The organism is Streptomyces sp. UG1 (assembly GCF_049974585.1).
Classification (GTDB): domain Bacteria; phylum Actinomycetota; class Actinomycetes; order Streptomycetales; family Streptomycetaceae; genus Streptomyces.
Genome location: NZ_JBNGGG010000009.1, coordinates 217,637 through 244,608 on the forward strand (window position 1 = coordinate 217,637; position 26,972 = coordinate 244,608).

At 70.5% G+C, this 26,972-nt stretch carries 19 protein-coding genes and 1 pseudogene; 13 read left to right on the top strand and 7 right to left on the bottom strand.

Annotated elements, in window-relative coordinates:
- Positions 1-678: 678 nt before the first annotated feature.
- The 6 genes from ACP4J3_RS12920 (at position 679) to fxsT (ending at position 10,184) form a co-directional block, all read left to right on the top strand.
- Complete coding sequence (locus ACP4J3_RS12920) at positions 679-918, top strand: hypothetical protein (protein WP_426533592.1); 240 nt, start codon at positions 679-681, stop codon at positions 916-918.
- Positions 919-925: 7 nt separating this feature from the next.
- The gene (locus ACP4J3_RS12925; protein WP_426533594.1) at positions 926-1,171 is read left to right on the top strand and encodes a hypothetical protein; all 246 of its coding nucleotides are present in this window, start codon (positions 926-928) and stop codon (positions 1,169-1,171) included.
- 325 nt (positions 1,172-1,496) lie between these two features.
- Positions 1,497-2,573, top strand: a complete 1,077-nt coding sequence (locus ACP4J3_RS12930; RefSeq protein ID WP_426533596.1) for a S1 family peptidase — start codon at positions 1,497-1,499, stop codon at positions 2,571-2,573.
- Positions 2,570-4,156: an effector-associated domain 2-containing protein gene (locus ACP4J3_RS12935; protein WP_426533598.1), complete on the top strand. Its 1,587-nt coding sequence runs from the start codon at positions 2,570-2,572 to the stop codon at positions 4,154-4,156. The genes ACP4J3_RS12930 and ACP4J3_RS12935 overlap by 4 nt, the downstream gene beginning before the upstream one ends.
- 26 nt (positions 4,157-4,182) lie before the next feature.
- Positions 4,183-5,409, top strand: coding sequence for an AAA family ATPase (locus tag ACP4J3_RS12940; protein WP_426533600.1), 1,227 nt, complete (start codon positions 4,183-4,185; stop codon positions 5,407-5,409).
- Positions 5,406-10,184, top strand: coding sequence for an FxSxx-COOH system tetratricopeptide repeat protein (fxsT, locus tag ACP4J3_RS12945; protein WP_426533602.1), 4,779 nt, complete (start codon positions 5,406-5,408; stop codon positions 10,182-10,184). The genes ACP4J3_RS12940 and fxsT overlap by 4 nt, the downstream gene beginning before the upstream one ends.
- On the opposite strand, the gene ACP4J3_RS12950 is transcribed toward fxsT, so the two are convergent.
- The gene (locus ACP4J3_RS12950; protein WP_426533604.1) at positions 10,181-12,112 is read right to left on the bottom strand and encodes an HEXXH motif domain-containing protein; all 1,932 of its coding nucleotides are present in this window, start codon (positions 12,110-12,112) and stop codon (positions 10,181-10,183) included. The genes fxsT and ACP4J3_RS12950 overlap by 4 nt on opposite strands.
- Positions 12,109-12,321, bottom strand: a complete 213-nt coding sequence (locus ACP4J3_RS12955; protein WP_426533606.1) for a hypothetical protein — start codon at positions 12,319-12,321, stop codon at positions 12,109-12,111. The genes ACP4J3_RS12950 and ACP4J3_RS12955 overlap by 4 nt, the downstream gene beginning before the upstream one ends.
- 144 nt (positions 12,322-12,465) lie before the next feature.
- Between ACP4J3_RS12955 and ACP4J3_RS12960 the strand changes: the two genes are divergently transcribed.
- The 3 genes from ACP4J3_RS12960 to ACP4J3_RS12970 all read left to right on the top strand — a co-directional run bounded on the left by ACP4J3_RS12960 (position 12,466) and on the right by ACP4J3_RS12970 (position 15,662).
- Positions 12,466-12,858: a CU044_2847 family protein gene (locus ACP4J3_RS12960; protein WP_426533607.1), complete on the top strand. Its 393-nt coding sequence runs from the start codon at positions 12,466-12,468 to the stop codon at positions 12,856-12,858.
- Between the two features lie 1,456 nt (positions 12,859-14,314).
- On the top strand, positions 14,315-15,109 hold the full coding sequence (locus tag ACP4J3_RS12965) for an SDR family NAD(P)-dependent oxidoreductase (RefSeq protein ID WP_426533609.1): 795 nt from the start codon (positions 14,315-14,317) through the stop codon (positions 15,107-15,109).
- 358 nt (positions 15,110-15,467) lie between these two features.
- Entirely contained in the window at positions 15,468-15,662 is a 195-nt protein-coding gene (locus ACP4J3_RS12970; protein WP_426533651.1) for a group II intron maturase-specific domain-containing protein, read from the top strand.
- A 921-nt stretch (positions 15,663-16,583) separates the two neighbouring features.
- On the opposite strand, the gene ACP4J3_RS12975 is transcribed toward ACP4J3_RS12970, so the two are convergent.
- The 5 genes and pseudogenes from ACP4J3_RS12975 to ACP4J3_RS12995 all read right to left on the bottom strand — a co-directional run bounded on the left by ACP4J3_RS12975 (position 16,584) and on the right by ACP4J3_RS12995 (position 21,850).
- Positions 16,584-17,765 carry an amidohydrolase family protein gene (locus ACP4J3_RS12975; RefSeq protein ID WP_426533611.1) on the bottom strand — a complete coding sequence of 394 codons (1,182 nt, stop codon included), beginning with the start codon at positions 17,763-17,765 and terminating at the stop codon, positions 16,584-16,586.
- Between the two features lie 692 nt (positions 17,766-18,457).
- Positions 18,458-20,278, bottom strand: coding sequence for a pirin family protein (locus ACP4J3_RS12980; protein ID WP_426533613.1), 1,821 nt, complete (start codon positions 20,276-20,278; stop codon positions 18,458-18,460).
- Positions 20,279-20,411: 133 nt separating this feature from the next.
- Positions 20,412-20,771 carry a nuclear transport factor 2 family protein gene (locus tag ACP4J3_RS12985; protein WP_426533615.1) on the bottom strand — a complete coding sequence of 120 codons (360 nt, stop codon included), beginning with the start codon at positions 20,769-20,771 and terminating at the stop codon, positions 20,412-20,414.
- Positions 20,772-20,853: 82 nt separating this feature from the next.
- Positions 20,854-21,366, bottom strand: a pseudogene (locus tag ACP4J3_RS12990) (nuclear transport factor 2 family protein); the annotation flags it as partial.
- A 34-nt stretch (positions 21,367-21,400) separates the two neighbouring features.
- Positions 21,401-21,850 (bottom strand): MarR family winged helix-turn-helix transcriptional regulator, encoded by a 450-nt coding sequence (locus ACP4J3_RS12995; RefSeq protein WP_426533617.1) that lies wholly within the window; start codon positions 21,848-21,850, stop codon positions 21,401-21,403.
- Positions 21,851-21,959: 109 nt separating this feature from the next.
- Here ACP4J3_RS12995 and ACP4J3_RS13000 point away from each other — a divergent pair, with 109 nt between their 5' ends.
- The 4 genes from ACP4J3_RS13000 to ACP4J3_RS13015 all read left to right on the top strand — a co-directional run bounded on the left by ACP4J3_RS13000 (position 21,960) and on the right by ACP4J3_RS13015 (position 26,759).
- Complete coding sequence (locus tag ACP4J3_RS13000) at positions 21,960-22,748, top strand: SDR family NAD(P)-dependent oxidoreductase (RefSeq protein WP_426533619.1); 789 nt, start codon at positions 21,960-21,962, stop codon at positions 22,746-22,748.
- 193 nt (positions 22,749-22,941) lie between these two features.
- Positions 22,942-23,580 carry a (2Fe-2S)-binding protein gene (locus ACP4J3_RS13005; RefSeq protein WP_426533621.1) on the top strand — a complete coding sequence of 213 codons (639 nt, stop codon included), beginning with the start codon at positions 22,942-22,944 and terminating at the stop codon, positions 23,578-23,580.
- A 12-nt stretch (positions 23,581-23,592) separates the two neighbouring features.
- A complete protein-coding gene (locus ACP4J3_RS13010; RefSeq protein WP_426533623.1) occupies positions 23,593-24,573 on the top strand; it encodes an FAD binding domain-containing protein in 981 nt (326 codons plus the stop codon).
- The gene (locus ACP4J3_RS13015; protein WP_426533625.1) at positions 24,570-26,759 is read left to right on the top strand and encodes a xanthine dehydrogenase family protein molybdopterin-binding subunit; all 2,190 of its coding nucleotides are present in this window, start codon (positions 24,570-24,572) and stop codon (positions 26,757-26,759) included. The genes ACP4J3_RS13010 and ACP4J3_RS13015 overlap by 4 nt, the downstream gene beginning before the upstream one ends.
- Positions 26,760-26,972 lie beyond the last annotated feature (213 nt).

A 26,972-nucleotide genomic window follows, 5' to 3' on the forward strand; every position in this document is an offset into this window, starting at 1 on the left:
GACCGCGGAGTCTTCCCTATCTGCTGCTGGGCCTGTTGCTCGTCTCAGGGTGCGCGACCGCCGGCGTCGTGGTGGGAACTCAACTGATTCACCGGCAGGCGGTGTTGGCCTTGGCGCATCCGGTCACCGTCGGGCAGCAGCTGTGTGCCCGGGATCTTCGCGAGATCAGCATGTCGGCCGACAGCATCCTCGAGGCGATTCCAGCCCGCTCGCGGTCGACGGTGGAGGGGCACCCTGTCGCCTACGGCCTGCCTGAGGGGGCCTTGCTGACCAGGGACGTGCCGGGGCAGGCGGTGGCAGCGGTCGGCCTGAAGGCGGGGCGGTTCCCACCGGGTCTGCAGCCCGGAAACCGGGTCTCGGTCGTAGTGGCGTCGAGCGAAGGCGCGGCCACCGGTTCGACGTCGTCGCCCTCGTCGTGGGGTGCCACGGTCACTGCCGTCGATTCCCGGACGAACGAGCAAACGACGGTTGTCCGTTGCAGATGGACCAGGGTGATGCGCGGCAGCTCGCCGCGGCACCAGGATCGAGCGCGAGCGGCTCACGGACGTGGCCCTCGCTGCCTGAGTGGCGTGGCCCAGATCCTGCGTGAACCGGCCCTGCCACCTCACCTGCCGCGCCGCACGAGGCGTCGCGGGCCCCCGCATGGGGAGACTGCCGGTGAGCCGGGAGGTGGGAGCCGTGCAGATCGATCTGGACGTGCTCGATGTGGCGGGTCGGCTGGAGCGAGCGATCCACGAGCGTGACCGCCCGGCAGTCGTCGCGCTGCAGGGCGATCGCACGCTCGTGATGTCCGACTGCGACTACCTTCGCGACGAAGCAACCGCGACGGCCTTCGAGGAACGCGCAGCGAAGAGGGCGCGGAAGATCCACGCTTGCCGCATCGTCTTCGCCGCCCCCCCAGGTCTGGGTCATCACTGACCAAGGAGTGAACGCCTGGGCCGTTTCCAACCTCCCGCTCCGCGAAGGCGAACGCGAGGCCATTGCCTGGATGAGCTTCGACACCGCCGACGGAGTGGACTACGGCCTCGTCCCCTACACCCGCTCGAACGGCGAGCCGATCTTCGATGAGCCTGAAGTGTTCACCGTTCCTCTGCACCCTCGCGATAAGGCACCCGGGCGGATCCTGCTGCGTACCCTGACTCGGGACGGGACGCAGCCGACCGACCTTTGAGTAGGTGTTTGGTCCCCGGCACACCAGGGCAACAGCGGCGCATCGTGGCGCGGAATGCAGCCAGGTTTCCGTGTCGTGTTCCAGCCATGCGGTATGCGTATCGCGGAACGCCCGTGCGTGCACCGATGATTCACCGGAGACGCATGCGGTAAAGCTCCGGGGTACACGCAGCCCGTACCGGGCGCATGCGCTTCGTACGCTGGTCGATACGGGGACATACGGGAGGCGTTCGCCGAGGGCCTCTCGCGGGGGAAGGGACATGGCAGTGGCCAAGGGGGAGACGGCAGGCGCGTCGTCCTTAGGGAGAGCCTTGGGGAGGGTACGCGTGCTGTCGCCGCACGGAGGCGTGCACGGCGCCGGCATCATGGTGACGCCCGACACCGTGCTGACCTGCGCGCATGTGGTGGCGTCGGCCGTGGGATCCACCGGGGAGCGGGCGCTGGCGATACCGGAGGACTCCGTTCATGTCGACGTGCCCGGCCGTCCGGACATCGCGGCCGGCGAGGCGGTGGTCGTTCCGGGCGGCTGGTTTCCCGGCCCCCTGGCCGGTGGTTCGGGCGGGGACCTCGCCGTCCTGCGCACGGCCTGGTCGCCTCCCGACGAAGTGGTTCCGGCACGGCTCGGCCCGTGTGGCGAGCCGGACCGGCGCGAGGTGAGTGTGTACGGCCACCCCACCGGAGCGCCCGACGGACTGCTCTCCGCCGCCCGGCTGACGGGGCCCGGCGGCCCGCACCGGGACTGGATCCAGCTGGACGGACTCGGCAGCGTCGGCGCCCCGGTCGGCCACGGATTCAGCGGAGCCGGCGTGTGGGACCCGGCGGCCCGGCGGGTCGTCGGCATGGTCACCGCCGCGTGGACCGACCGGCAGGCCAAGGTGGCCTGGATGCTTCCGCTGGAGGCGGCGGCACGGATGTGGCCGGAGCTGGCCCTGCTGCTGGAGCGGGCCGAAGCATCGGTGGCTCCCGGGCGGACGACGCCGCTCACGCCGACGGCACCCGAGCAGGCGGGACCACTCGCCCCGGCTCCATCCGGAGAGACCGGGCGGCACACCCCGGCCGCCCCCCAGCAGCCCGGGCAGCCGTCAGACTCAGCCGAACCCCCCTCCGCCCGCGACCAGTTCACCCTTGCCGACGCGCTCCTGAACGTACCCCAAATAGAGGACGACGCCGGAGCCGCACTTCGCCGCCTGCTGCCGCCGCCCCTCCGCCACGCGATCCGTACCCACCCCCGCCCGCGGCTTCAGCTCTTCTACGTCGTCCAGGCTTGCGCCGACCACCGGTATGGCCGACAGGCTCTGCTCGATGCCTTACGGCTGCTCGACGACGAGTCGGAGTCCGCGCGGGCCGCCCTCCGCCTCGTCGAGAGGCTGTGGCCTGCTGCCCGTCCGGGGGGCGAGCGGTGACGCGCTCCCAGGGCGCCCAGGGGGCCTGGGGGCCGCCCAAAGTCCTCCTCGACGCGCTCGACGCCGTCCCGTGCTTCGAGGAGTCTGCGCTGCTGCACGAGTGCGCACGCCAGGTGAGCCGGATGCTGGGGTGCGCAGTCACGCTGCCCGAGAGCAGCCGTCGGCGGGTGTCGTTGATGTTTCTGCTCCGGGAGGTGATGCCGTACCCGGACGGTCTGCAGGTGCTTGGCGGCGTGGTCTCGATGCTGGAGGGCGAGACCCGGCACATGGCGCGGGTGCGGACCGCGATCGCGCTGGTCGAGGCACCGCTGTTCGCCGCGCACAGCTGGGAACGGCTGATGGCCCTGCTGGGCGGGCTGGAGGTGCTCGACGTCGCCGGAGTCTTCCACGAGGCGCTGGGCGACCGGCCCGACCCCCTGCCGGCCCACTGCGCGGAGCCCTGGTCGGCGGTCCTGCACGCGGCGAACCTCAACGCCCGCCCCGGCGAACCGCCTCCTTGTGTCCTGCTGGTGGAATACCTCGCCCGCTATGCCAAGGGACAGCAACAGCAGGAACTGCTGGACTGGGTGGCAGAGCACAGGGTCCGCCCGGAGACGTATACGGGGGCTCCTCCGGCGGACGGCACGGCGTTCGCCGCACTGCCCGTCGCCGCCGGTGCGGAGCGTGCCCCCCTGGCGATTCGCTCCTCCCAGAGTGTGTGCGCCTCTGTGACACCCGCGCCCCCGGTCCCGTTGCCGCAGGCCGAACAGCGCCCGCATGATCCGGCCACCGGCCCGGTCTGGGCGCCCACCGCCTGTCTGCTGATCCGACTGCGCCCGCTGCCAGACCCCGATCACGAAGGGGAACGGCTGCTGTCGTACTGGTGGCGGATCGGCGACCCGGATCCGTATCCGAGGCGCGGCGGGGACGTTCGCGTCGACGTGGCCGACCTGCCCGAGCATGTCAAGGCGCTGGTGCAGGAGGCAGAGACGGGCTGGGCGTACTTCTGGAAGGAGGACCTGACGCTGGAGTTCCTCCTGCCCAGGGATCTTCTGGACTTACCCATAGAACAATGGGCGAAAGAGGGGTTCCATGGCGCGGAGGGCACCCTCGGGGAAGATCACCCGGTCGTCCTGCGCAGCCTCGAAAGGATGGAACGCACGGACACGCATGGGCGCTGGGCCAAGCGCTGGGACGCCCTGGTGACCGACAGCGGGGGCCCGGTCCACTGGTTCCCGGACGATGGCGGCCGGGGCCGTCTGCTGGCCGATCCGCAGCCGGTCATGGTCGTCCTCAGTGATCCGCCCGGCAGCCGCCCTGCGGGGACTTCCGTCGACGAACTGGCCGAGTCCCTCCGGGCGGGCGTGCCGATCGTGGTGTGGGACCGCCGCGGGGGTGTGGATCCCGCCTTTCGCAACGAATTACGGGAACTGACATCACGCAAGGGAATCCTGCGGTTACCTGACGCAGTTCGATCGTTGCGCATAGAGGCAGGGGGCGAGGATCCTGCTGGGGGTGGCTCCTCTACGCTCGGTCGCCACGCAGCTTTGCTCTGGGACGACCCGTACCGCCTTCCGGGCGGGCGGGGAGACGCCGCGGATTGATCCGCGCAGGGGGAGGGTAGGACGAGATGCTTCCAGAGGACGGCGCATCCGGGGGAACGCGTTCGGCCGACGATGCACGCACGGGGGGGCCCACGACGGGTCCGGAGACGAACGGCGCCACCGCGGACGATGGCGCCAGTCGCCGCTCCTCCGACCACCGGTGGTGGATCTATCGCGGCACCGGACAGCCCCTGTACGACACCAGCCTCGCCGAGCTCCTTCCGCCCCCGCCGCCCTGGCGCCGTTTCACCGGCGGGCCCGTGGTCGCCCCACCCCCGACGGACGACGAGGAGATCGAGCGCCGGTTGGGGCGGGTCACCGCGTTATCCGCCGACTCCGACCAACTCCGGCGCGAGGCCGACATGGTGAACGCCGCTCTGCTGCTGCGTCGGCCCTTGCTGGTGACGGGGCGACCAGGTACTGGGAAATCGTCCCTCGCGTACCGGATCAGCCGGGAACTCAAACTCGGCAGAGTGCTGCGCTGGCACATCACGAGCCGCACCACCCTGCGGTCCGGTCTGTACGAGTACGATGCGATCGGCCGGGTCCAGGACTCGGCGGCGTTACGGACTCTGCACCGGACGGGGGACACGCCCGGTGACAGTAAGGCAGGGGCGGAGGAGCTGCCCGGGATCGGCGATTACCTCCAACTGGGCCCGCTGGGAACGGCGTTGCTGCCTTACAAGTTGCCCCGGGTACTCCTGGTCGACGAACTGGACAAGAGCGACCAGGATCTGGCGAACGACCTGCTGAGCGTGTTCGAGGAGGGCCAGTTCCCGATTGCCGAGCTCGTACGGGCCCGGCGGCTGCACCCCCGGGTGACGGTCATGACCGACGACCGGGGTCACACCGCGGAGATCGTCGACGGCATCGTCAAGTGCCGCGCCTTCCCCATCGTGGTGATCACCTCCAACGGCGAACGCGAGTTCCCCCCGGCCTTCCTGCGCCGGTGCCTGCGGCTGCGGATGCCGGACCCGGACCGTCCGCAACTGGTCGACATGGTCATGGCCCACCTCCGGGAAACGGCCGGGGGGGTGGAGTCGGCGGTTTCCACCCGGGCCGCCGGGCTGATCGACCGGTTCCTGCACAACAGCCGGGATCGAGGCGGCCTCGCCGTGGACCAGCTGCTCAATGCGGTGTTCCTGGCGACTTCGGGCCGTTTCCCGGGCGACGACGAGGAGGCCCTGGAGGACCTCGTGGACGCCCTGTGGCACCGGCTCGACGGAGCGGGGGCGGAATCGAGGACCGGATGACGGCGTCTTCCCCGGAACTCCCTCCCCCGTCCGCACGGCCGGAGGGGGGGCACAGGTCTGCCCCGGACCGGGAGCTGCCGACCTGGTCGGAGCTGGCGGACGCGCTATACCTGGCGGCCTGCCAGGACGCTGCTGTACCGCTGTTCGACGCACCGGGCCGGGCGGCCTGGGAGCGCGCCGAACGGCTCTGGCCTTCCGCCCGGGCCGAAGACGGCGCCTCAGGCGATCCCACGGGCTCCGGGGAGCGGCCGGGGAGCGCACCCGGCGAACTCCAGGCGCCCGGACAGCGGGAGGGCGGAACTTCCGACGCGCCCACACCGCAGGACGGCGACCGTCTCGACGACGCCGGAGCACCCGGCGGCCAGGCCGGTGGCCGTTCCAGCTCCGCTGAAGTCCCCACGCCCGGGGAGCAGGGCGGCCACCGTCCGGACGAACTGCCAGCCTCCGGAGCAGGGCACGAGACCGGCGGCCGGCAGGAGAACTTCCCCCCGTTCAGCGTCCTCCCGCCCGTCGCCTCGACCCGGGTAAGTCCGCTGCTCGCCCGCCGCTCCGGCGACGGGCCGTCCCCCGAACAGGCCGGCTGGCCCGCCTCACCCCGACTGGCCGGCTCCCTGGCGCTCGCCCGGTCGCTGCGCCCGCTACGGCGCTTCCGTGACTCGCCCCACGACCTGGAACTGGACGAGGAGGCGACCGCCGAGCGGGCCGCGCTGGCCGGAGTGTGGACGCCGGTGTGCCGGGCGGTTCCGGAGCGGAGTTTCGACATTGTGCTGCTGGTGGACGACAGTCCGTCGATGACCCTGTGGTCACACACCACACGTCAGATCGCCGAGCTGATGGAGCAGACGGCGGCCTTTCGCACCGTACGTCTGGTCCGCTGGAACCTGGACGACGGTTCGACGCCGAACGTTCCGGCGGTCGATCTCCGGCCAGGCGACCGTCATCTGCTGCTGGCCGTCACGGACGGCGGTCACGGCGCCTGGCGCACCGGCCGGGCGGTAACGCTGCTGCACCGGCTCGCCCGATTCTCCTCCATCGCCGTATTGAGCCTGCTCCCTCAGCACCTTTGGGACCTGACCCTGCCCACGCTCACCCGGACCCGGCTCCGGGCGCCGTCATCCGCTGCGCCCAACCGTTCGTACGACGCCGACTGGAAGCACCCGCATGCGGACGTCCTGGGGCCGGATCCGCAGGAGGCCGCCGAGCCGGGCCGTGAGAACGCGATCCCCGTGCCCGTCGTGGAGCTGCGGCCGGCCTCGCTGGGGCGCTGGGCGAAGCTGGTGGCCGCAGAGGACGGCGGCGAATGGCACGGCCTGGCGGCACTGTGGACCGCGCCGGGCCGGGACCTGCGCGCGGCGGCGGTCGGCCCGGTACCCGAGGCACTTGCCGACATCGTGGCCCAGCCGCGGGCCACCGGTGACGGAACCGGGTCCGCCGAGTCGTCGGCGGTACGGCGGGCCAAGCGTGCCGCCGCCATGGTGCGCCGCTTCCGGGCCACCGCCTCTCCCGGCGCATACGCCCTCGCCCAGCGGCTCGCGGCGGCCCCGCTCAATCTCCCGGTGATGCGGTTGCTCCAACAGGCCTTGCCGGGCACGCAGTTCTGGAACCTCGCCGAGATCGTGCTGCTGGGGCTGGTGCGCCGTACCGACGAGACAGCCGACGTCGAGGATGCCCACCGGGTGTCGTTCGATTTCGAGGAGGGCGTGCGGGAAGAACTCCTCGCTCAGGGCAGCCGTACGGAGACGATCCGCGCGTTGCGCCAGATTCAGCAGCATCTCGGTCCGCGCCTGGAGGAGCTGTGGGGCGAAGGCGGACGCGCCCTGGTGGCCCCCGAGGGCGAACCCGCCGACCCTCCCATGACGGACCAGACCCGCCCGTTCGTGGCTCATCTCTACACCGCGCTGTGTGCGGTGTCGGGCCCCTATCTCGCCCGGGCCAACCACCTCGGTCGGCTGCTCCAGCGCACCGGCCCTGGGCCGGGCCGGAAGGCCACCGCCTCTTACGGGGCGCCCACGCCAGGGTACAAGCGGCCATCAGGGTACTCATCGACCGAAATGCGGTCAAAGTTGGAGAATACACCCTCAGACGCGCTACATTACGGGCCTCGAAAAGATCAATCGCCGAATGGGGCGAACACCCCTCGCTCGGCAGGGACTTCACCCCTGGCGCCATCATCCGCCGTCGTTCCGCCCAGTCAGCCCACCACCTCCCCCGCGCCCCCTTCGGCGCGTCCACGACAAGGAGGCATCCCCGTGTCTGCCGGTTTGTCCGTTGCCCCGGGTCAACGAAGCCCGCACGACCCACCCCGCATCTGGGGGAACGTACCGCAGCGGAACCGGAACTTCACGGGCCGGGAGATGCTGCTCGAGAGACTGCAGGAGCGCCTGAGTAGCGGTGTCACCGCGGTGCTTCCGGAGGCCTTGCACGGCATGGGCGGTGTGGGCAAGTCGCAGATCGCCATCGAGTACGTCTACCGGCGCAGCCGGGACTACCGACTCATCTGGTGGATCCCGTCCGAGCAGGAGAACCAGATCGTCCAGTCGCTGATCGAGTTGGGCGAGCAGATGGGCCTGCAGGCGGGTTCGGAGATGAGCGCGGTGCCCGCCGTGCTCGACGCCCTGCGCCGGGGTGAACCGTACAGCAACTGGCTGCTGGTGTTCGACAACGCCGAGAACCCGAAGGAAGTGCGCAAGTACTTCCCGAGTGACGGCCCAGGACGCATCGTCGTGACGTCCCGGAACTTCCAGTGGTCCACCGATGCCAGCTCGCTGGAGGTCGACGTGTTCGCCCGTGAGGAGAGCGTCGGACTGCTGCGTCGCCGCAGCCCCCAGCTCCCCGACGAAGCAGTCGACCACCTTGCCGCCGCCCTCGGTGACCTGCCCCTAGCGGTCGAGCAAGCCGCGGTCTGGCTGGCCGAGACGGGCATGCCAGTGCAGCAGTACCTCGAGGTATACGAGCGCAACTTCACGGAGCTGATGCAGTCCGAGCCTCCCGGCGACTACCCCCTGTCCGTGGCGGCCGCCTGGAACGTCTCCCTGGGCCGCCTGCGCGAAACACGCCCGGATGCACTCCAATTGCTCCAGGTCTGCGCGTTCTTCGCTCCGGAACCGATCGAATGGGACCTCTTCTCAGCCGTACGCGGCATCTCGGTTCCGCAGGATCTGCAGTCCGCGCTCGACGACCCGGTCAAACTCGGTCGGGCCGTGCGGGAGATCGGGCGGTATGCGCTGGCTCGGATCGATCATCGGCAGAACACAGTGCAGATGCACCGGTTGGTGCAGCGGGTACTGATCGAGCAGATGAACGCTCAGGAACGGGCGGTGATGCGCCACGCCGCCCACCAGCTGTTGTCCCATGCCGACCCGAGCACCCCCCAGCGTGCCACGTCCTGGCCTCGCTACTCCTCCCTCCTCAGTCACCTGAGGGCCTCCAACGCGGTCGAGTGCGAGGAGCCCTGGACACGTCGGCTCGTACTGAACGAGGTGTGGTTCCTCCGGGCCCGGGGTGACCATGCGGGCGCCCTGGCCCTGGGGGAGCGGGCCGCGAAGATCTGGCGGGAGCGTCTGGGCGATGATCACGAGGAAGTCCTCGCCCTCGACCAGCAGATCGCCGAGGCGCTACGCGAGCAGGGCATCGACCTGGGGCGTGCGTACAACCTGCAGGCCGGGCTCGTGGAGCGCTATCGCCGCGTCCTCGGCGAGGAGGACGAGAACACGCTCCAGGCTCAGAGCTTCATGGCCACGCACCATCGCAACCGCGGAAACTTCTATGAGGCGCGGGAGATGGACAAGCGGGTCTACGAGACGAGCCAGCGGGTGTTCGGCGACGAGGACCCGGCCACCCTGCTCGCCGCCCACAACTACGCCGTCGACCTACGACTGGCCGGCAACTCGGAAGCGGCACGGGAACTTGACTACGACACCTGGCAGAAGAGGATCGAGGTCCTGGGCGAGGATCACCTCTACACGCTGTCCACCCAAAACTCCTACCTGCTCGATCTCCAGGAGACCGGCCGCTACGAGGAGTCCCTCGAAGGCTACGAGCGGCTGGCCGAAGAGGTGCGCGACAAACTGGGCGAGAACAACCCGCTCACGGCTCAGGTGAACCGCAACCTCTGCGTGACCCGCCGCAAGTTGGGCGATCACGAGGGCGCGTACGCGCTGTCACTGCGGTACATCGGCCTGGTCCGCGAACTCTTCGGCACCGGCGGGCGGCAATACTTGCAGATCGCGGTCAGCCACGCGAACGACCTACGGCAGATCGGCAACATCCAGGAGTCGCGCAAGCTGAACGAGGAGGCTCTGGAGCGGCACCGCAACAGGTATGGCCGGGAGCACCCGCACAGCTACGCCACCGCGATGAACCTCGCGGTGACACTCCGGCTGCTCGGGCAGCCAGAGGCGGCACTGGAACTGGATCAGGAGTCGGTGGAGGGGCTGACTCGCTCGCTGGGCCAGGGCCACCCTCGCACCCTGCTCGCCCGTATGAACCTGGCCAGCGACCACTTCGCCCTCGGCCACCCCGACGAGGCCTACGAAATCGACGCGGCCGTGGCGGAGGAGTCGGCGCGGCTGCGCGAGAACCACCCGGCGAACCTGGCCGTCCAGCTCAATCTGAGCTACGACCTGAAGGCATTGCGCAGGAGCGAGGACAGCGAGCGGTTGTACACCGAGTCCCTGGAGCGGTACCGGACCATCCTGGGCGCAGCCCACCCCGCCACGGTGAACGCCGAGCAAGGGCTTCGGGCCAACGCGGACATCGATCTGATCTCGCTCTAGACCTGACCCGGGACGCTCTCCATGCCCCGGGCGCTCAGCGCGTGCGGGGCGGTCCGGACAGGCTGGTCACCGCTCGTGCCGAGCCATGCGGCCAGTTGCAGGGGGTCGGGGTAGCCGCCCCCTGCGGCCGCGACCGCCTGGCGGACGCCGGCCACCACCTCGGGGCGGTCCAGCAGCAAGGCGGCGCCCGGCCCTGTGGTCCGCTCGGGCAGGATCAGTACGGCACCGATCCACGCCTCGGGCTCCAGCGGGTCCTGGGCCGCCCACTCGGCGTACCCGGCGGCGGCCAGTTCCGTGTCCCCGGCGACGGCCGCGTACTCGGCCCGGCGCGTGGGGTCCCGGCCATACGCCTTCCGGCGGCGGACGAAGTGCTCCGGGGCCGACAGCCGGAGCCGGGCGAGCGGCCCGAACGTGTCGAGCCGGATCGACTCCAGACGCGAACGCAATACCGACGGGGGCCGCGGAGGGGCCGCGCGCCCCGCCGTCCAGGCAGTGGCGATACGTTCCGCCGCGGACTCCGGGATCTCCAGGTGCCGTGCCCGCCACAGGGCACGCCGCAGCGCGCAGTAGTGCCGTGCCAGTGCGTCCGGCCCATCGGGTACATCGTCGTCCTGCCACTGCCTGACGAGCGCCGCGTTCTCATCGACGAACAGCCGGCCAGCCTCGGTGAGGTCTTCGGCGGTCGCGAGCGCGTCGACGGCCTCGCGCAGTTGTTCCCTGAGGACGGCGAACTCGAAGGAGGCACGCTGCGCCTCCGTCCCCGTCACCTGCCTGCGGTGGACGCGCCAGAACCGGGCGACACCGGCGAACGCGAACACCCCGTGCAGCAGGCCGTGCACCGGACGGGGATCGCTGCGCCAGGGTGCGTAATACAGCCGCCGTTCCCCCGCCCCGGCCGGCCCGTCGTCGGCGACCCGCACCAGGGCTACGAGGCTGAGCAGCGCATTCAACTGCTGGTGCCGCATCTCGTGGACGAGGACCGCGGCTGTCTGGACCTCGTCGTACGGCAGGGACAGGGTGATCGCCCCGTAGGCGTCCAACGACGAGGCGCTGGCCACCTGCCCCCCTCTGAGCGTCTGGAATGACCGGGGAACGAGGGCGCGCACGGTCGCCGTCAACGCGGCGGCGTCCGCCGGGCACTCACGCTCCAGCAGGACGTAGGCACCAGCGAGACGGTCCTGCCACATCCGTAATCGTCTCTCAGCCAGCCGGCCGGGAGACTTCGGGGACTGTGTGAAGTCCCGATAGGGCGTCACCGTGTCCAGCCACGGCCCCGCTGCTGCCTCCTTCCCCGGACCCGGTGCAGCGCGCAGCAGCTCCCGCAGCGGACGCCATCCGGGCGCGGACCCGGCGAGGGGACGGGGCAGTCGTACTTCCGTAAGTTCTCCCCGTACGACGGCGTCGGCGTCTCCCACCCGTACCTCCGCCTCGCTCCAGCGGCGCCGCGCAACCGGGCCCGCCACTCCGGCGCCGGGTATCCAGACCATGCCCCGGTGCGCCGGTACGCGAAGCACGGCCGGGACTCCGGCGCGCAGGGCCGCGGCCGCGGCGAGCGCGTGGAACTGGCCGAGGTCGGCCCACAGCGGCGCAGAGGCCGGAGCGCCGGAACCGCTGAGTCGTCTGAGCAGTCGCAGGGCCCAGGCCATGACGGACGGGTCGGCGAGCACCGTCTCGACCGCCTCGGGGGCATGCCGCTGGGCCGTGCACAGCAGTCGCCAGGCTCTCTCGGCCGGCGGGACACCGTCGTGCTGCCGGGTTCGGTGACTTGCCGTCCCGGCGTGGTCGAGCAACGCCCGCAGCACGAGGAGTAGCTGACTGCGTTGAGCAGAGCTCAGCAGGCGCAGATCGACCTCGCTCGGATTGCCCGCCGCTATGGCCCTGAGCGACTCCCGGGATACCCGATGAACATCCAGCGTCCGGGTGGTCACCGCTGCCGCTGCCCCGGCCGCCGCCCGCGCAGGAAACTCATCTCCTCGCTGTTGGCCTCGTCGAGCGTCCCGAAAGCCAGATTCGCCCTGCGGCCCGCCCGGCTCAACGCGCGTCGCAACGCGGGGTCGTCACTGGAGTGCAGCTCCGCCAAAGAGATCCCGGATAGATCGACAAGGTCGGAACAGAAGTCCTTCGCAGACTCTGCCATACCGTGGTTCCCCCTGACGTGGTGGTTTGGCGGCTCGGGGTGCGCTTCCATGGTGGCTGCATTGGCTCGCCAGTGGAAGACGGCCGCAGGTCAACTGCGCAGGCCGGTACGTCCACCGGAACAGGCATCAGGAGGGGGAGAAACATGACGCGGTTGCTGCGGTTCCCGTCGGAGGGCGGCGACGGTTCCCTGGTCGTGGAAGTGGCGGAGGACGAACCGGGCGTCGTCGAGGTCTCTCGCCTGGGGAACGTCGTGGCCGATGCCGCTGCCTCCTTTGAGGAAGGCGTCGACCGGATCCGGAACGCCGCCGCCTCTGCCCTGCGGCGCCTGCGGGACATGCCTCAACGCCCCGACGAGGTCACCTTGGAGTTCGGCATGCGCTTCAACGCCGAACTCGGCGCCGTGATCGCCAAGTCACAGGCAGAGGCGCACATGACGGTGACGATGACGTGGCGAGCGGCCCGGACGACACCTGAGCCAGAGGCTGAGGCCCAAACCGAAGAAGGGCCCGGCGACGCGCGGCCGAACTCCCCGTAATCAGTGCTCGGCCGCCGGGACCGGTATTCAGCAGTTCAAGCCGCTGGCGCGGATCTTTCGCGCACGTCCGGGAATCGGCGGCGGGAGCCTTTGTGTGACCGCGGTGAACGCCGGTGCCTCCGCGCCGTACAGCACCGGGCGGACGGAGGCATGGAAGGCGTGCGGGCATCAGCACCGACAGCCGGTAGCCGCGGGCCTCGGCGATGTCTTCGAGGGCGTACGGCAGGTTGAGGAAGCTGTGCGCCTCGTCGAGATAGAGTCCGACGTCGCGCCGTTGACCTTGGGGGATGTGCGCGCGGCGGGTGGCCGCCTGCCAGATTCGGGCGACGACCACGGAGCCGATGAGATGGGAAGTCTCCGTGCCGAGGGCGTCCTTGGCGATCCGGACCAGGCAGATACCGCCGTCGAGTATCTGGTCCATCTGTCCCCGGCGTATAGCCCGACTCGTCTGCCGCTCTTTGTTTCCGCAGGCCAGAGGCCATGTTTGCTCATATCCGGGCATTCCGGGTGTCAAAAGTGGTTCAGTGGCGTTCTGTAGCAGACATCTCGGATTCTGATGCATTGGAGGCGCATGGACGAGGTGTCCTCTTGCTGGCTTGCTCTGGCTGAGCGTGATCAGGCTCTCCTGTGTGATCGCCGAGTCCTGCCCGTCTCTGTGCTCGTGATCGTCTCCTCGACCTTCACTTGCAGGCGGTAGGGCGAAGGGCTCCTGCGAGGATGTGACTCGCGGGAGCCCCCTCGGCCGCTGGGCGTCTCAGAGCGGAACGACGCCCCGTCGGATGCCGAGCCCGATGAGCGCGGAGCCCGTGATCCCGTCGAGCGCAGTGCAGGCGGAGTCCAGTACGCCGACGTTCCAGGGAGTGGACCTTCTCCTCCTGCATGAACACGTCGGACAGATCGCCTTGCCGGACCTCAACCGGAGCGGGCCCTGCGCCGGCGCGCCTGGTCAGTGCCTGGAGCCGGCAGTCGGCAAGGCGATCTGTCCGACGTCCAGGGCGCAGAAGACATCGATCGACGTGAAGTCGTTGCTGGTCACTGGGCTTTCTCTCTGGGCTTTCTCTCCCCTCCCGGCACAACGAACGGGTGGCCTGTCGAGGCACCGGAGATCGGCAGCCACATTACGCAGCCCTGCCCGTGGGCGGACACGCTTCCATCGGCGATCAACCGATGCCGCCGGGACCAGCGACAGCCTCCCGGATCATCAAGGACAGGGTCAAAGAGTCATACCGGCCCCGATGGCCACGAATCCGAACCGGGCTCCACGGCGAAGGTAATGGGCTCAGTCCGCCGGCCGTCAGGATCCCGCCAGCCCCGGCGGCGCAGCAGTCCGGTCGAGCGTGTCGGCGGTCAGGGCTTCCTCGCTATTGCCTGCCACTCAAGGAGGATATGAAGGATACGCCGCTTCATGACTGTCAAACGGTTGTTGTCTGTGAAGAACTTGAACTACGCTGGTCGTATGTCTCGCACTCTCGCTCTCGTCACCGGTGCCTCCTCCGGGATCGGCGCCGCCTACGCCCGCCTCCTCGCGCCGGACCATGACCTCATCCTGGTGGCCCGGCGTGCGGACCGGCTCAACGACCTGGCCAGTCGGCTTCGCGCAGCCGGTGCCGGGGTGGAGGTTCTGGTCGCTGATCTCTCCTCGCACGACGGAATCGCCGCGGTGACCGGCCGGCTGGCCGCCGGAGACGTCCGGCTGCTGATCAACAACGCCGGAGTGGGCGGCTACGCCCCGCTCACCGATGTCGCCCCGGACGAGGTCGACCGGCTGCTCACCCTCAACTCCGTCGCCCCGATCCAACTGGCACGCGCCGCCCTGCCCGGCATGCTCGCCGCCGACGAGGGCGCCGTCGTCACTGTGGCCTCTCTGCTGGCGTTCAGCGGCGGCTGGGACGGCCCGCACATGCCGCGCCGCACCCTGTACGTGGCCGCCAAGGCAAGCACCGTCGCCTTCACCCGCACTCTGGCGGGCGAACTCGCGGACACCGCGGTGCGCGCGCAGGTGGTCTGCCCCGGCATCGTGGCCACGGAATGGAACGGCGGCTCCGGTCATGGCGTCCCCTCGGCGATGTCCCCGGAGGCCGTGGCCTCGGCGAGCCTGGCGAGCCTGCGGCTGGGCGAGACCGTCTGCATCCCCGGCCTGGAGGATCAGGACGCCGGGCTGAAGGCCCTGCTGGACGCGGAGAGCACCTTGATGAACGGCGGCGCCCGCCCGTCACCCGCAACCCGGTACCAGCAGTCGGCACAGTCCTGAGGAGGCGACACGTCGCACCGGTCATCGACCTCCATTCCCACATCCTGGAGGCGGAAGGTGGCCCGGCAGGCATGGGACCACGACGTGATGTCCGGGTTCGGCGCCATCCCCCCCGCCCCCCGCAGATAGCCGACGTCAAAGCCGACGCAGGCCCGGGCCGGCACCGTATCGGCGGCCGAGGCCATGACCTCGTTCACGATGTCCTTCCTTTCTCTCGCAGAGCGATCGCGGAGATGACCGCCGCCCCGGATGAGGTGGGAGAGACTTCCGTCCGGACCTCGAAGGCGAAGATCCGTGCTCTGACGCACAAGACATCGCAGTGGGACCTCGCAGCAACCCTGACCGGCTGGGCCAGATCATGCGAGGACGGGCCGGCTACTTCGAACACGCCGTGGTGAAACGGACTTTCAGCAAACTGGACAACTCCACGTTCTGGAGAATCGCCCACATGCTGTGGGCACGCCACGGCTGGAACTTGGGACAACTCCGCCGCCACCTGACCGCCGCCTCAGGACGATGGAGGACGGACTCGGCCCCGGCCAGGCCCAGCTAGCGCCGGTGATGTGTCCATCCGGTCCTTCACCAGGCGCCGGCACGCCCTCGATCACGCCTGTGGCGATCGGCCGGCCCTCGGCGAGCGCGATGTCGTAGCCGAGGTAGGGGAGTTTGGCCCGCAGGTAGCCGACCGTCCTGTCCACCCCGAAGCGCCGCTGGCCGTCCAGCTCTCCTCCGTCCGTCCCGCGCTTCGAGCGCGTTGGCCACCTGCTCGGCCCGGCCCTGGAGGATCTCCAGGGCGATCTCGCCAACCACCTCTCGGCGGCGGGGTCGGTCTTGGCGAAGAAGGACCAGGCCGCGCTCCACGCGTGCTCCAGCACGTGAACGAAGTCGATCAACAGGCGCATTCCCAGCCCGCGCGCATCGCACTGATCATGGATCACATCCAGCTGGTGGCGGGCCCCGTCGACCAGCATCACCCACTCCCGCTCACGGCCGGGATCGCGCCGCACGGCCTCGTCGGACACCGCCGCGATCACCTGATCGGCGTCGCGTTCGACCGAGGCGGTCAGCCGATTCGCCTGCGCCGTGGGCCGCTTGGCGGGTGCGGGCCGGTCGCCATCGCCACGCCCGATCACATCGCCGGGCTCACGCGGCGTCGGGCGCGAGGTCGTAGGCCGGGTCGGCGGTCGCCCTTCGCTTCCGCCCGTTCTTCTCCCCGCCGGCCAGGAGGCGAGAAGAACGGCCCGGCCCCGGCCGCAGCCTTCTCGGCGGCAGCCCTTCTGGTCTCCTCGCGCAGCGCCTCCGGGCGCATCACCATCCCCTCTATGCGTGCACAGCCTGCCCCTGGACCTTGACGGTCCAGCGGCAGAGGTGCCACTGACGGTGATGAAAGTGTCTTCGGTCGCGCTTCAGGCGGATACTGTCGCGCTGTATCTGTGGCTCACTGAGACGGCTCCTCGACCGCGGTCCGGCCGCGTCAGCGGACGCGGTGGCCTGCCCGGTAGACCGCGCGGACATCGGTGACCGCGGAGATGTCGTCGACCGGAGAGCTGCCGAGCACGAGGAGGTCGGCGTCCGCGCCGGGGCGCAGCACGCCCTTGCGTCCGCCGAGGCCCACCGCTTCGGCGGCCACGGCGGTCGCGGACCGCAGTACATCAAGGGTCGGCATCCCCAGTCGGGAGAGCTGAGACAGCGCATAGGGCAGGACGTCGTGGGGCTTGGAGGGCTCGATACCGGCGTCGGTGCCGGCGACAATCCGGGCACCCGAGGCGACGACCTTGGCCCCCAGGTCCCCCATGGCCTCGACACGGGCGGCCACGGCCGGAGGAGGCGGCGCCGACCCCGGAACGAAGCCCAGCGTGAGGCTGACGACGATTCCTCGCCGCACGACCTCGTCCAGCAGCTCCGGGCGCAGGCCGACGCCCTCGGCGGTGAAGAAGGTGAAGTGCTCGATGGTGTCGAAGCCTGCGGCTATCACGTCTCCGATCGCCTCGGCGGCGTGGACGTGTGCGGCCGCGGTGAGCCCGAGCCGGTGCGCTTCTGCGACGACCAGCCGCAGGTCGGACCGGCCGTACTGCTGCTGCAGCGGACTGGAGCCGGGAGTCAGGTTGCCGCCGCTGGCCATCACCTTCACCACGTCGCAGCCGCGCTCGGCGCGTTCCCGTACGGCTGCCCGCAGCGCGTCGGCCCCCTCGGTCTCACCGCCGAGGAAGTGGCAGTGGCCGCCGCGCGTGGTGATCGGCGGGCCTGCCGCGACGATCTCCGGCCGCTCGGTGGGCGGCACCAGGTCCCGCAGCTCCAGGGTGAGGTAGTCGCGGTCGCCCAGATCCCGGACGGTCGTGATGCCGGTCTGCAGCGCGGTCGCCGCGGAGGCGCGCGCGGTCTTCAACACGGTGTCGCGGTCGCCGGACGCCACGTGCGCCACGGCGTCCGGGCCGGCGTCCCAGCACAGATGTACGTGAGCGTCGATCAGCCCGGGAAGCAGCCACCCGTCCGGCCCGAAGTCCGTGACCGTCGCGTGCTGCGGCGGCGGGGCTCCGGTGACGTCCACGTCACGGATCACGCCGTCCTCGACCAGCACCATGCCGGGGCGTCCCTTGATGCGGGCGCCGTCGAAGACGTGCCCTGCCCGTAGCGCCTGAAGTGCGCTGTGTATCACTGTCAGCTCCAAGAGAGAGTGTCGTGCGGTGAGTTCGCTCGATCAGGTATGTGCGTACCGGTCGGTGAAGGTCGGTCGACGCCTCCGGACGGGCGCGATGCGAGCAGGGCGCGCACCACCCGTCTGCTCCACGCCGGGGCGGGGGCCAGGGCGTGCGTGGGCGTGCGTGGGCGTGACGGGGGCGCAATCGCCGCGTCGACCGGCTGAAGCAAGGTCATCGGTGTGCGGTGAGGGGAGCGCAAGGCCCGCACGGTCGGCCTCGGCGGCAAAGCCCTGCCCCTCAAGTCGTGCAGGACTGCTCGGGTGTCTCCGGACGGCGTGTGCCGCCGCCTTATGCCACCGCCTTCGGCTCATGACAGACCACCACGCCCGACGGCGGCCAGCAGGCCCGTGCCGCGGACCAGGACGTCGGTGTCGGGCAGCACCTCGTGGCGGGGGTCCATGGTGATCACGGTTGCCCGGCGGAAGAGGACGAGGGGCCGGCCGGGTGCGAACGTCACCGGCGCGGCCGCCGGTGCCGGGGATGCCGTCGCGTTCGCGGAGGCGGAGGCGGCCCCCCCTAGGCCGGCGCCCACTCCCACGGCCGTGGCGCCGAGCGCGCCGGCAGCGGCGGGAAGTACCCGATCTTGTTTCTGGTTCTTCTGTCCTTCTGGTGGTCTGGGTTGTTCTCGGCCCGTGTCGCAGACGTCCGGTCATCGGTCGTAGGCGAGGCGGGCCTGGCGGGGCACCGGGCCGAAGGCGCCGGCGTGGAAGTCGGTGAACGCCTTGGTGATCTCCACCTTGGTGTTCATCACGAACGGGCCGCCGACGGCGACGGGTTCGCGCAGGGGAGTGCCGCTGTAGACCATGACGCGGGCGGGCTGTTCGGGGTCGACGGTCGCCAGGTGCAGCGAGGTGGCCGCCGGAGCACCGCCGTCCTCCCCGCTCCTCCTCGTGACGGGGTCGGACCAGCCGGTCTGCCCCGCGTGCAGTTCCCGGCCGCCGATCAGCAGGCGCCCGCTCATGACGTGGGCGAACAGCCGGTGTTCGGCGGGGACTTGCAGGTCGTAGGAGGCATCGGGGTCGAGCGTGGCGACGACGCCCTGCACCGGGTGACGGGTGTCGGCCGCGCCGGTGACGCCGCCGACGGTGCCGGCGTGGACGTCGATCGTCACACCCGGCGCGTGAACGCGCGGCATGGCGGCCTTGGTCAGGTCCTGATAGCGCGCCGGCGTCAGCTTCTGCTCGGCGGGCAGATTGAGCCACATCTGCAGCACGTGCGCGTGCTCGTCGCGGTAGGCGAGCTCACGGTGGATGATGCCGCGCCCGGCGGTCATCCACTGCACCTCACCGGCCTGCAGCGCCCCGGCGTGGCCGAGGTTGTCGCCGTGTTCCAGGACGCCGTCCACGACGGTGGTGACGGTCTCCAGGCCGCGGTGGGGGTGCCACTCGAAGCCGGGGGCGGAGAACCAGTCCTCGACCAGGGCGAGGAAGGGGTCGGTCAGGGCCGGGTCGGTCGGCACGAAGACGAGTGCCTTGTCGTCGACCTGCGCGTCGGGGCCCAGCTGCTGCCTGGTGGTGATGCGGGTCAGCGTGCGCTCACCCGGCAATTGTGCGGTCATGGTTGCTCCGTGATGCCGATGCCCGGCTCTCGAAGGGAGACGGGTGATGAGGGGGGGATGGACAGGGTTCAGGCGACGCGCAGGGCGATCTTGCCGCGCGTGTGGCGGGTCGCGAGGGCTTGGAGCGCCGTGGCCGCGTCCGCCGGTGCGTAGGTCGTTCGTCCGACGGGAATCCTGATCGTGCCGTCGGCGAGATGCCGCGCCACGCGCCCGAGGATCTTGGGGCACGGCCCCGCGCACGACGTTGGTGCGGTCTGGGCCATGACCTGCGGCGTAGGTCGGCGAGGCGACGCGGCCGCCGTCCTTGACGACTCCCGCGAACGGCGTGATCCCGTACGCGGTCACGGCGTCGACGAGCGCGTCCACGCCGCCGGGGTGTTTCCTGCCTACGGCGGCGACGAGGCCACCCCCGGGCGCGAGCACGTCGCTCGCGCCCGGGGCGCGCAGGTACTCCTCGTCCTCGGGCCGTTCTGGCGCCAGGACGGTTGCACCGGCCGCCCGGGCGAGTGGTACGGCGATGCCGCCGATCCCGCGGGTCGCACCCACGGCAAGGACGGTGTCGCCGGGTGCCAGGTCCAGCGCGTCGACCGTCATGAGCGCCGTACTGGCCGTCGGCGCGGCCGCACCGGTGGTCGCGGTGTCGATGTGGGCGGGCTTGCGGGGCAGTGTGTGCCCGCCGGTCACGACGTGTTCGGCCCAGGCCCCGTCGCGAACGGTCTCCGCCATGGGTACGGCCCCGAAGACCTCGTCGCCGACCTCCACCTCGCTGATGCCTTCACCGACGGCCTCGACGATCCAGGCGAAGTCCCGGCCCAGTGTGATCGGCAACTCGTCCAGCCGGTTCACTGAAGACGCCTGGACGCGGACCAGTACCTGCCAGGGCCCCGTGGTCGGCTCCGGAACGTCCTTCACGATTGCTCCCTCGAGTACAGGGCCCGACCAGCGGACCAACGATCGTCCATGACATATCATGAATGTATTTGATGCGTCATGCATTTAGCTGCACTGGTCCGATGGTCGGAGAGGTGGACGCCATCGACCCCGTTCAGAACATGGTGTTGTCGTTCGCCGCCGAAGTCTCCGGCGCGTCTTGGAACACGTCCCAGTGCTCGACGTGACTGTGAACGGCAACCAGGTCACCCTCCGCGGTGATCCGCTTGGGCGTGACCGTCAGCTTCGGGAACGCTCCGAAGTACGCCCCCAGTCCGGCCTTGAGACCCTCCACCCCGTCGGCGGTGTTCGGGTTGTGCTGGTGATACTCGGGGCCGACGTACTTGTCGACGGCGGCCAGATCCTTCTTCACCATGAGCTGGTTGACGTACGCCGCGACGAGCCGCTTGTTGTACGCGGTCCGCCACCTCGGCCCCGGCGTCTCCGTCTGCGGCCAACTCTCCGTCGAGAACATGTCGTTGCCGTTGGCGGACGAAGACGGCCGTGCCGCGCGTGCCCGGGGTCAGGGCGACGTTGGAGTGTACGAGTACGAGCACCAGGTCACCCTCGGATATCACCCGCTTGATGTCGTACTCGGCGTCCGGGAACCGCTGGTGGAGGTCCGTACCGAGCTTCTTCAGCGCCTCGGCGCCGTCGGGCGTGAGCGGGTTGTGCTGGATGTGGTCCGGGCGGACGTAGCGATCGACGACCTTGGTGTCGCCCCGCTCGAACAGGCCCTTGAGGGCGCGTACGGTGACGGCCTTCTGGTGGTTGAGGCGGGCGAAGTCACCATAACCGGAGTGGGTGCCATAACCGGAGTGCCCGGCGGGAGCGGTGGGCGGCGCGGCGACGGCGGGTACGCCGACGGCGCCCAACAGGGCGGCGGAGGCCACGAAGGCGACGAGTGCTCTGTGGGCATGGGTGGTGGGGGTCATGGTGCGCGGGTTAGTGCAACAACGCCCGTGTCGCGCAGTTCCCCGCGCCCCAGCGCGTCCGGTCCCTCCTGGCTCGGCGTGACGTCGACACGGCCGTCTCGCCGCCCGCCACGCGTCGACGATCGCCGGCGGCATCGCCGGGTACCGCTGACCTGGCCGCGGCGGTGACCTACGGCTCCCGGACCGCCTCGACCACCTGCCCGAGCAAGGCGGTGAGTTGCGCGGTGCCGTCCGGGCCCAGCCGCTCGACGACGCGGCGCTCGATGTCCGCGACGATGCGGCTGGCGGAGTCGAAAGCCTCACGGCCGGCGTCGGTGAGGTGGAGCTCCTGCACATGGCGGTGCAGCGCGTGCTGCCGGCGCTCCAGCTGGCCGCGCCCCTCCAGTCGCGTCACCAGTGATGCCACGGCCTGGGGGGTGACGTTCAGGCGGCGGGCGGCCTCCGCGCCTGTGAGGCCGGGTTCGTCATGGATGCAGAACAGCAGGGAGTAGTGCGCGGGCGCCATGTCCAGGGTGCGCAGCCGCTGCCCCTTGAGTGCCTGCACGGCGAGTTCCGCCCTCCGCAGGGCCCAGATCGCTCCGACATCGCCACCAGGCGTCTTCTCGTCATCCGTGGTCACGCGAGCAGGATACGGGAGTTCACGAATATCAAACCCTTGCTTCACGTGTACCAACCACCTTGCTATCAAACACTTGATTCTCGACAGGCGCTTGGTTAATGCTGGGCGCATGTCCCGAACTCTTGCTCTGATCACTGGGGCCTCGTCCGGCATTGGCGCTGCCTATGCCCGGCTCCTGGCGTCCGACTGCGACTTCGTCCTGGTGGCCCGGCGGGTGGACCGGCTGAACGAGCTGGCCGCCGAACTGCGCGAAGCAGGTGCCGCCGTCGACGTTCTGCCTGCCGACCTCGGTACGCACGACGGCCTCGACGCGGTGACCCACCGCCTGGCTGCCGGAGACGTCCGGCTGCTGATCTGCAGCGCCGGAGTCGGCGGCTTCGCACCGCTCACCGACGTCGACGCCGTCGAGATCGATCGGCTCCTCACACTCAACGCCGCCGGCCCCATGCGTCTGGTGCGGGCCGCCCTGCCAGGGATGCTGGCCGCCGGTGACGGCACCGTCATCACCCTCGCCTCGCTGCTGGCCTTCACCGCCGGTCAGGAGATGCCGATGTTGCCGCGCACCCTGTACGCGGCCGCGAAGGCCGCCACGGTCACCTTCACGCGGACGCTCACACACGAACTCGCCGGCACCGGCGTCCATGCCCAGGTGGTGTGCCCGGGGGTGGTGGCGACGGAGTTCCACGGCGGCTTCGGCCACGGCTACCCCTCCGCCATGACGGCCGAGGGTGTGGCACACGCCAGTCTCGCCGGCGTCCGCATGGGGGAGTCCGTCTGCTTCCCTGGTCTGGAGGACCAGGCTGCCGCGCTCGACGCCCTCCTGACCGCCGAATCCGCCCTGCTGGCCGGCAACCATTCTTCCCCGGCCGCCCGTTACGGGCACCTGCACGTCGCCTGAGCAGCGGGCCCCGCACCGCCCTTGCCGCGACAGCCGAGGCGGAGGCGGGTGCACACGCGAGACCGCGGTTCGGCGCCCGGCTCGGGGCGGGGCGAGGGTGCGGCAGGAGACGCCCCGTACGCCCCGTACGCCCCGCCCCGACAGGTTCGCGCCGATCAGCAGGACCATCCGTACCCCGCACCGAGGAGTGGGCATGTCCACCGAACTTCCCGACTCAGCCGTGTCTCCCCCCGCCGAATCCGGCTCGGCACCGACCCGGCGTACGTTCATCGCGACGACCACGGTGGTCGGAGGGGCCGCCGTGGCCGGCGGCCTGGTCGCGGCGCCCCTGCTCGGCTCCGAGGAAGCGGCCGCCGCCGAGGCGCCGCACGGCAGCCGCGTCTCCCTGACGGTCAACGGCGTCCGGCACACCGTCACGATCGACAACCGCACCTCGCTCCTCGACCTGCTGCGCGAGCACCTGGACCTGACCGGTTCGAAGAAGGGCTGCAACGCCGGTGCCTGCGGCGCCTGTACCGTCCTGGTCGACGGCCGCCGGGTCAACTCCTGCCTGACGCTGGCGGTGCGGCTGGACGGCGCCGAGGTCACCACGATCGAGGGCCTGGCCAAGGGCGACCGGCTCCACCCGCTTCAGCAGGCGTTCATCGACCAGGACGCCTTCCAGTGCGGCTACTGCACCCCGGGTCAGATCATGTCCGGTGTCGCCTGCGTCCAGGAGGGCCACGCCGGCTCGGCGGAGGAGATCCGGGAGTGGATGAGCGGCAACCTGTGCCGCTGCGGCTGCTACGTGAAGATCGTGCGCGCGGTCGAGCAGACCGCGGGCGGGAAGTGAGGGCCGGTTCCCATGCATCCCTTCACGTACACCAAGGCCGCGGACACGCGCGAAGCCCTCGATGCCGGTCGGCGCGGCGGGCGTTACATCGCCGGCGGCACCACCCTCGTCGACCTGATGCGGGAGACCGTCGAACACCCCGGCTCGCTGGTCGACATCAGCGCCCTGCCCCTGCGCGAGGTCACCGCCACCAAGAGCAGGGGCCTGCGCATCGGCGCCCTGGTGACCATGAGGGAGGCCGCCGCCCACCCCACGGTCCATGCCCTGTACCCCGTCGTCTCGCAGGCGCTGGAACTGAGCGCGTCGCCCCAACTGCGCAACATGGCCACCATCGGCGGCAACATCATGCAGCGCACCCGGTGCACGTACTTCCGTGACGTGACCGCCCCTTGCAACAAACGCCAGCCCGGCTCCGGATGCGCCGCGCTGCACGGCTACAACCGCAGCCACGCGATCCTGGGCACCACCGACGACTGCGTGGCCACCCACCCCTCCGACGCCGCCGTGGCCTTCGCGGCGCTGGAGGCGACCGTCCACCTGCTCGGCCCGGCCGGGGAGCGGACCGTGCCCTTCGCCGACTTCCACCTCAAGCCGGGCAGCACGCCCCACCACGAACAGGCCCTGCGCCCCGGCGAGTTGATCACCGCGGTGGAGATCCCGCCCTACCCGCGCCCGCTGAAGTCCGGCTACCTGAAGGTACGCGACCGGCAGTCCTACGAGTTCGCGCTCACCTCCGCGGCCGTCGCCCTGCACCTGCGACGCGGCGTGATCCGCGAAGCCAAGGTGGCCGCCGGAGGCGTGGGCACCGTCCCCTGGAAACTGCCCGCCGTCGAGCGGGAGCTCATCGGACAGCGGCCGTCGAACGCCCTGTGGACCAAGGCCGCCGAGCGGGCGGCCGACGGGGCCCGGCCCCTCCAACACAACCGTTTCAAGGTCGAGTTGCTCAAACGGACCGTCGAGCGCCAACTGCGCGTCGTAGGAGGTGGCAAGTGAGCCCGCAGCCACAAGCAGCCGTCGGAGCGGCGGTCCCCAGAGTCGACGCCCGGCTGAGGGTCACCGGGCAAGCGAAGTACGCCGCCGACCACAACCCCGACGGGGTCGTGCACGCGGTCATCGTCGACAGCAGCGTCGGCCGCGGCCGCATCACCGGCATCGACACCCGCGCCGCCGAAGCCCAGAAGGGCGTACTGAAGGTGATCAGCCACCTCAACGCGCCCGAACTCCCTCCCGTCGAAGGGCAATTCCCGCCGGGCAAGCCGCTGCAACCCTTCCAGGACGACCGCATCCGGTTCTTCGGACAGCCCGTCGCCGTCGTGGTGGCGGCCACACTGGAGACCGCCCAGCACGCCGCGAGCCTGGTGAAGGTCTCCTACGACGCCCAGCATCCCGCCACCGATCTGGCCGCCGCCGACCCCGCCGGCGAGCCCGAGACCTATGCGCGCGGCGACGCCGACGAAGCCCTGGACTCGGCCGCCGTCCGGCTGGACATGACGTACCGCACTGCCCGCAACCACCACAACGCCATGGAACTGGCCGGCCTCGTCGCCCGCTGGGACGGCGACAAGCTCACCCTCTGGGAGAAGAGCCAAGCGACGCAGTACACCGCGTTCGGCATGTCCGGCGCGCTCGGCATGCCACCGGACGACATCCACGTCATCTCCCCGTACATCGGCGGGGCCTTCGGCAACGCCTTCAGCGTCTGGCCGCACTCCGTCATCGCCGCCATCGCCGCGCGCGAGGTCAAGCGCCCCGTCAAACTCACCCTCACCCGCAGGCAGCTCTACTTCGGCGTGGGATACCGGCCCGCCTACGAGTACGAACTGAGCCTGGGCAGCAACCGCCGGGGGCGCCTGGCGGCGTCGGCGCACGACGCGCGCGCCGAGACCTCCAGATACGAGACACACATAGAAGACGTGCTGGTCCCCGGCCGGATGCTCTACAGCACCCCCAACGTCCGCCAGGCGTACCGGCACGTACCGCTGGACGTGAACACACCGACGTGGATGCGCGGCCCCGGCTACTCCAGCGGTGCCTTCCCCGTCGAGTCGGCGATGGACGAGCTCGCCCACGAACTGGGACTCGACCCCATCGAACTGCGGCTGCGCAACGAGCCCGCCGACGACGAGTCCACCAACCTGCCGTTCTCCACGCGCCGCCTGCGCGAGTGCTACCGCGTGGGCGCTCGCGAGTTCGGCTGGCAGCGGCGCAGGCCCAAGCCCCGCTCAAGGCGCGAGGGCGACTGGCTCATCGGTATGGGCATGGCCGCCGGCGTCTACGACACCCTGCGGTCCGAGTCCCGGACATCCGTCCGGCTCGACGCCGACGGCACCGCCCTGCTCCAGGCCGCGACCGCCGACATGGGCGCCGGCACCGCCACGTCCATGACGCAGCTCGCCGCCGACGCCCTCGGCCTGCCCATGCGCCGGGTGACCTTCCGGCTCGGCGACTCCCGTCTGCCTCCGGCCGCCGGCCACTTCGGTTCGCAGACCATGGCCAGCGTCGGATCCTCCGTCCAGGACGGCTGCGACAAGGTGCGGCGGCAGGCGATCGAACTCGCCGTCGGGGACGAGGAGTCACCGCTGCACGGCGTCGACCCCGCCGACATCGTCGTACGAGGAGGCCGACTGCACGTGAAGGTCGACCCCGCGCGCGGGGAGACGTACCAGCGGCTCCTGGCCCGCAACAACCGCACCCACCTCGAAGCGATGGGCTCGTACGCCGGGGCGCCGGAATCGGCGAGGTTCTCCTTCTACGCCTACGCCGCGACCTTCGCCGAGGTCGCCGTCGACGCCCGCCTCGGCCTGGTACGGGTGCGGCGCATGGTCGGCGTGTACGACGCGGGGCGCATCATCAGCCCGAGACTCGCCGACAGCCAGGCCCTCGGCGCCATGACCGGCGGTATCGGCCAGGCGCTCCTTGAGCAGACGGTCACCGACCACCGCGACGGCAGGATCGTCAACGCCAACCTCGCCGACTACCTCGTGCCCACCCACGCCGACATCCCCGAACTGAAGGCGATCTACATCGAGGGGGAGGACTTCGAAGCCGACCCGATCGGCGTGAAGGGGCTCGGAGAGATCGTGCTCGTCGGAGTGGCGCCCGCCATCGCCAACGCGGTCTTCAACGCCACCGGCCGCCGGATCCGCGAACTGCCGATCAAGCCCGAAGCCCTGCTCTGAACCAGGGCGGCAAAGGGATCCCTGCGCTGTCCGGCCGGGGCCCTGAGACCGCCGCACCGATCGGCCCGCCGCCGCGCCCCTCTATCCCCATGTCGGCGCGGCGGCGGGTTTCCCCACGCCCTCCAGGAGAGCCCCCCATGCTGAACATCGCGGACACGCTGTCCCGCTGGTGCCGCGAGGCCCGCCCCTTCGCCCTGGCCACCGTCATCCAGG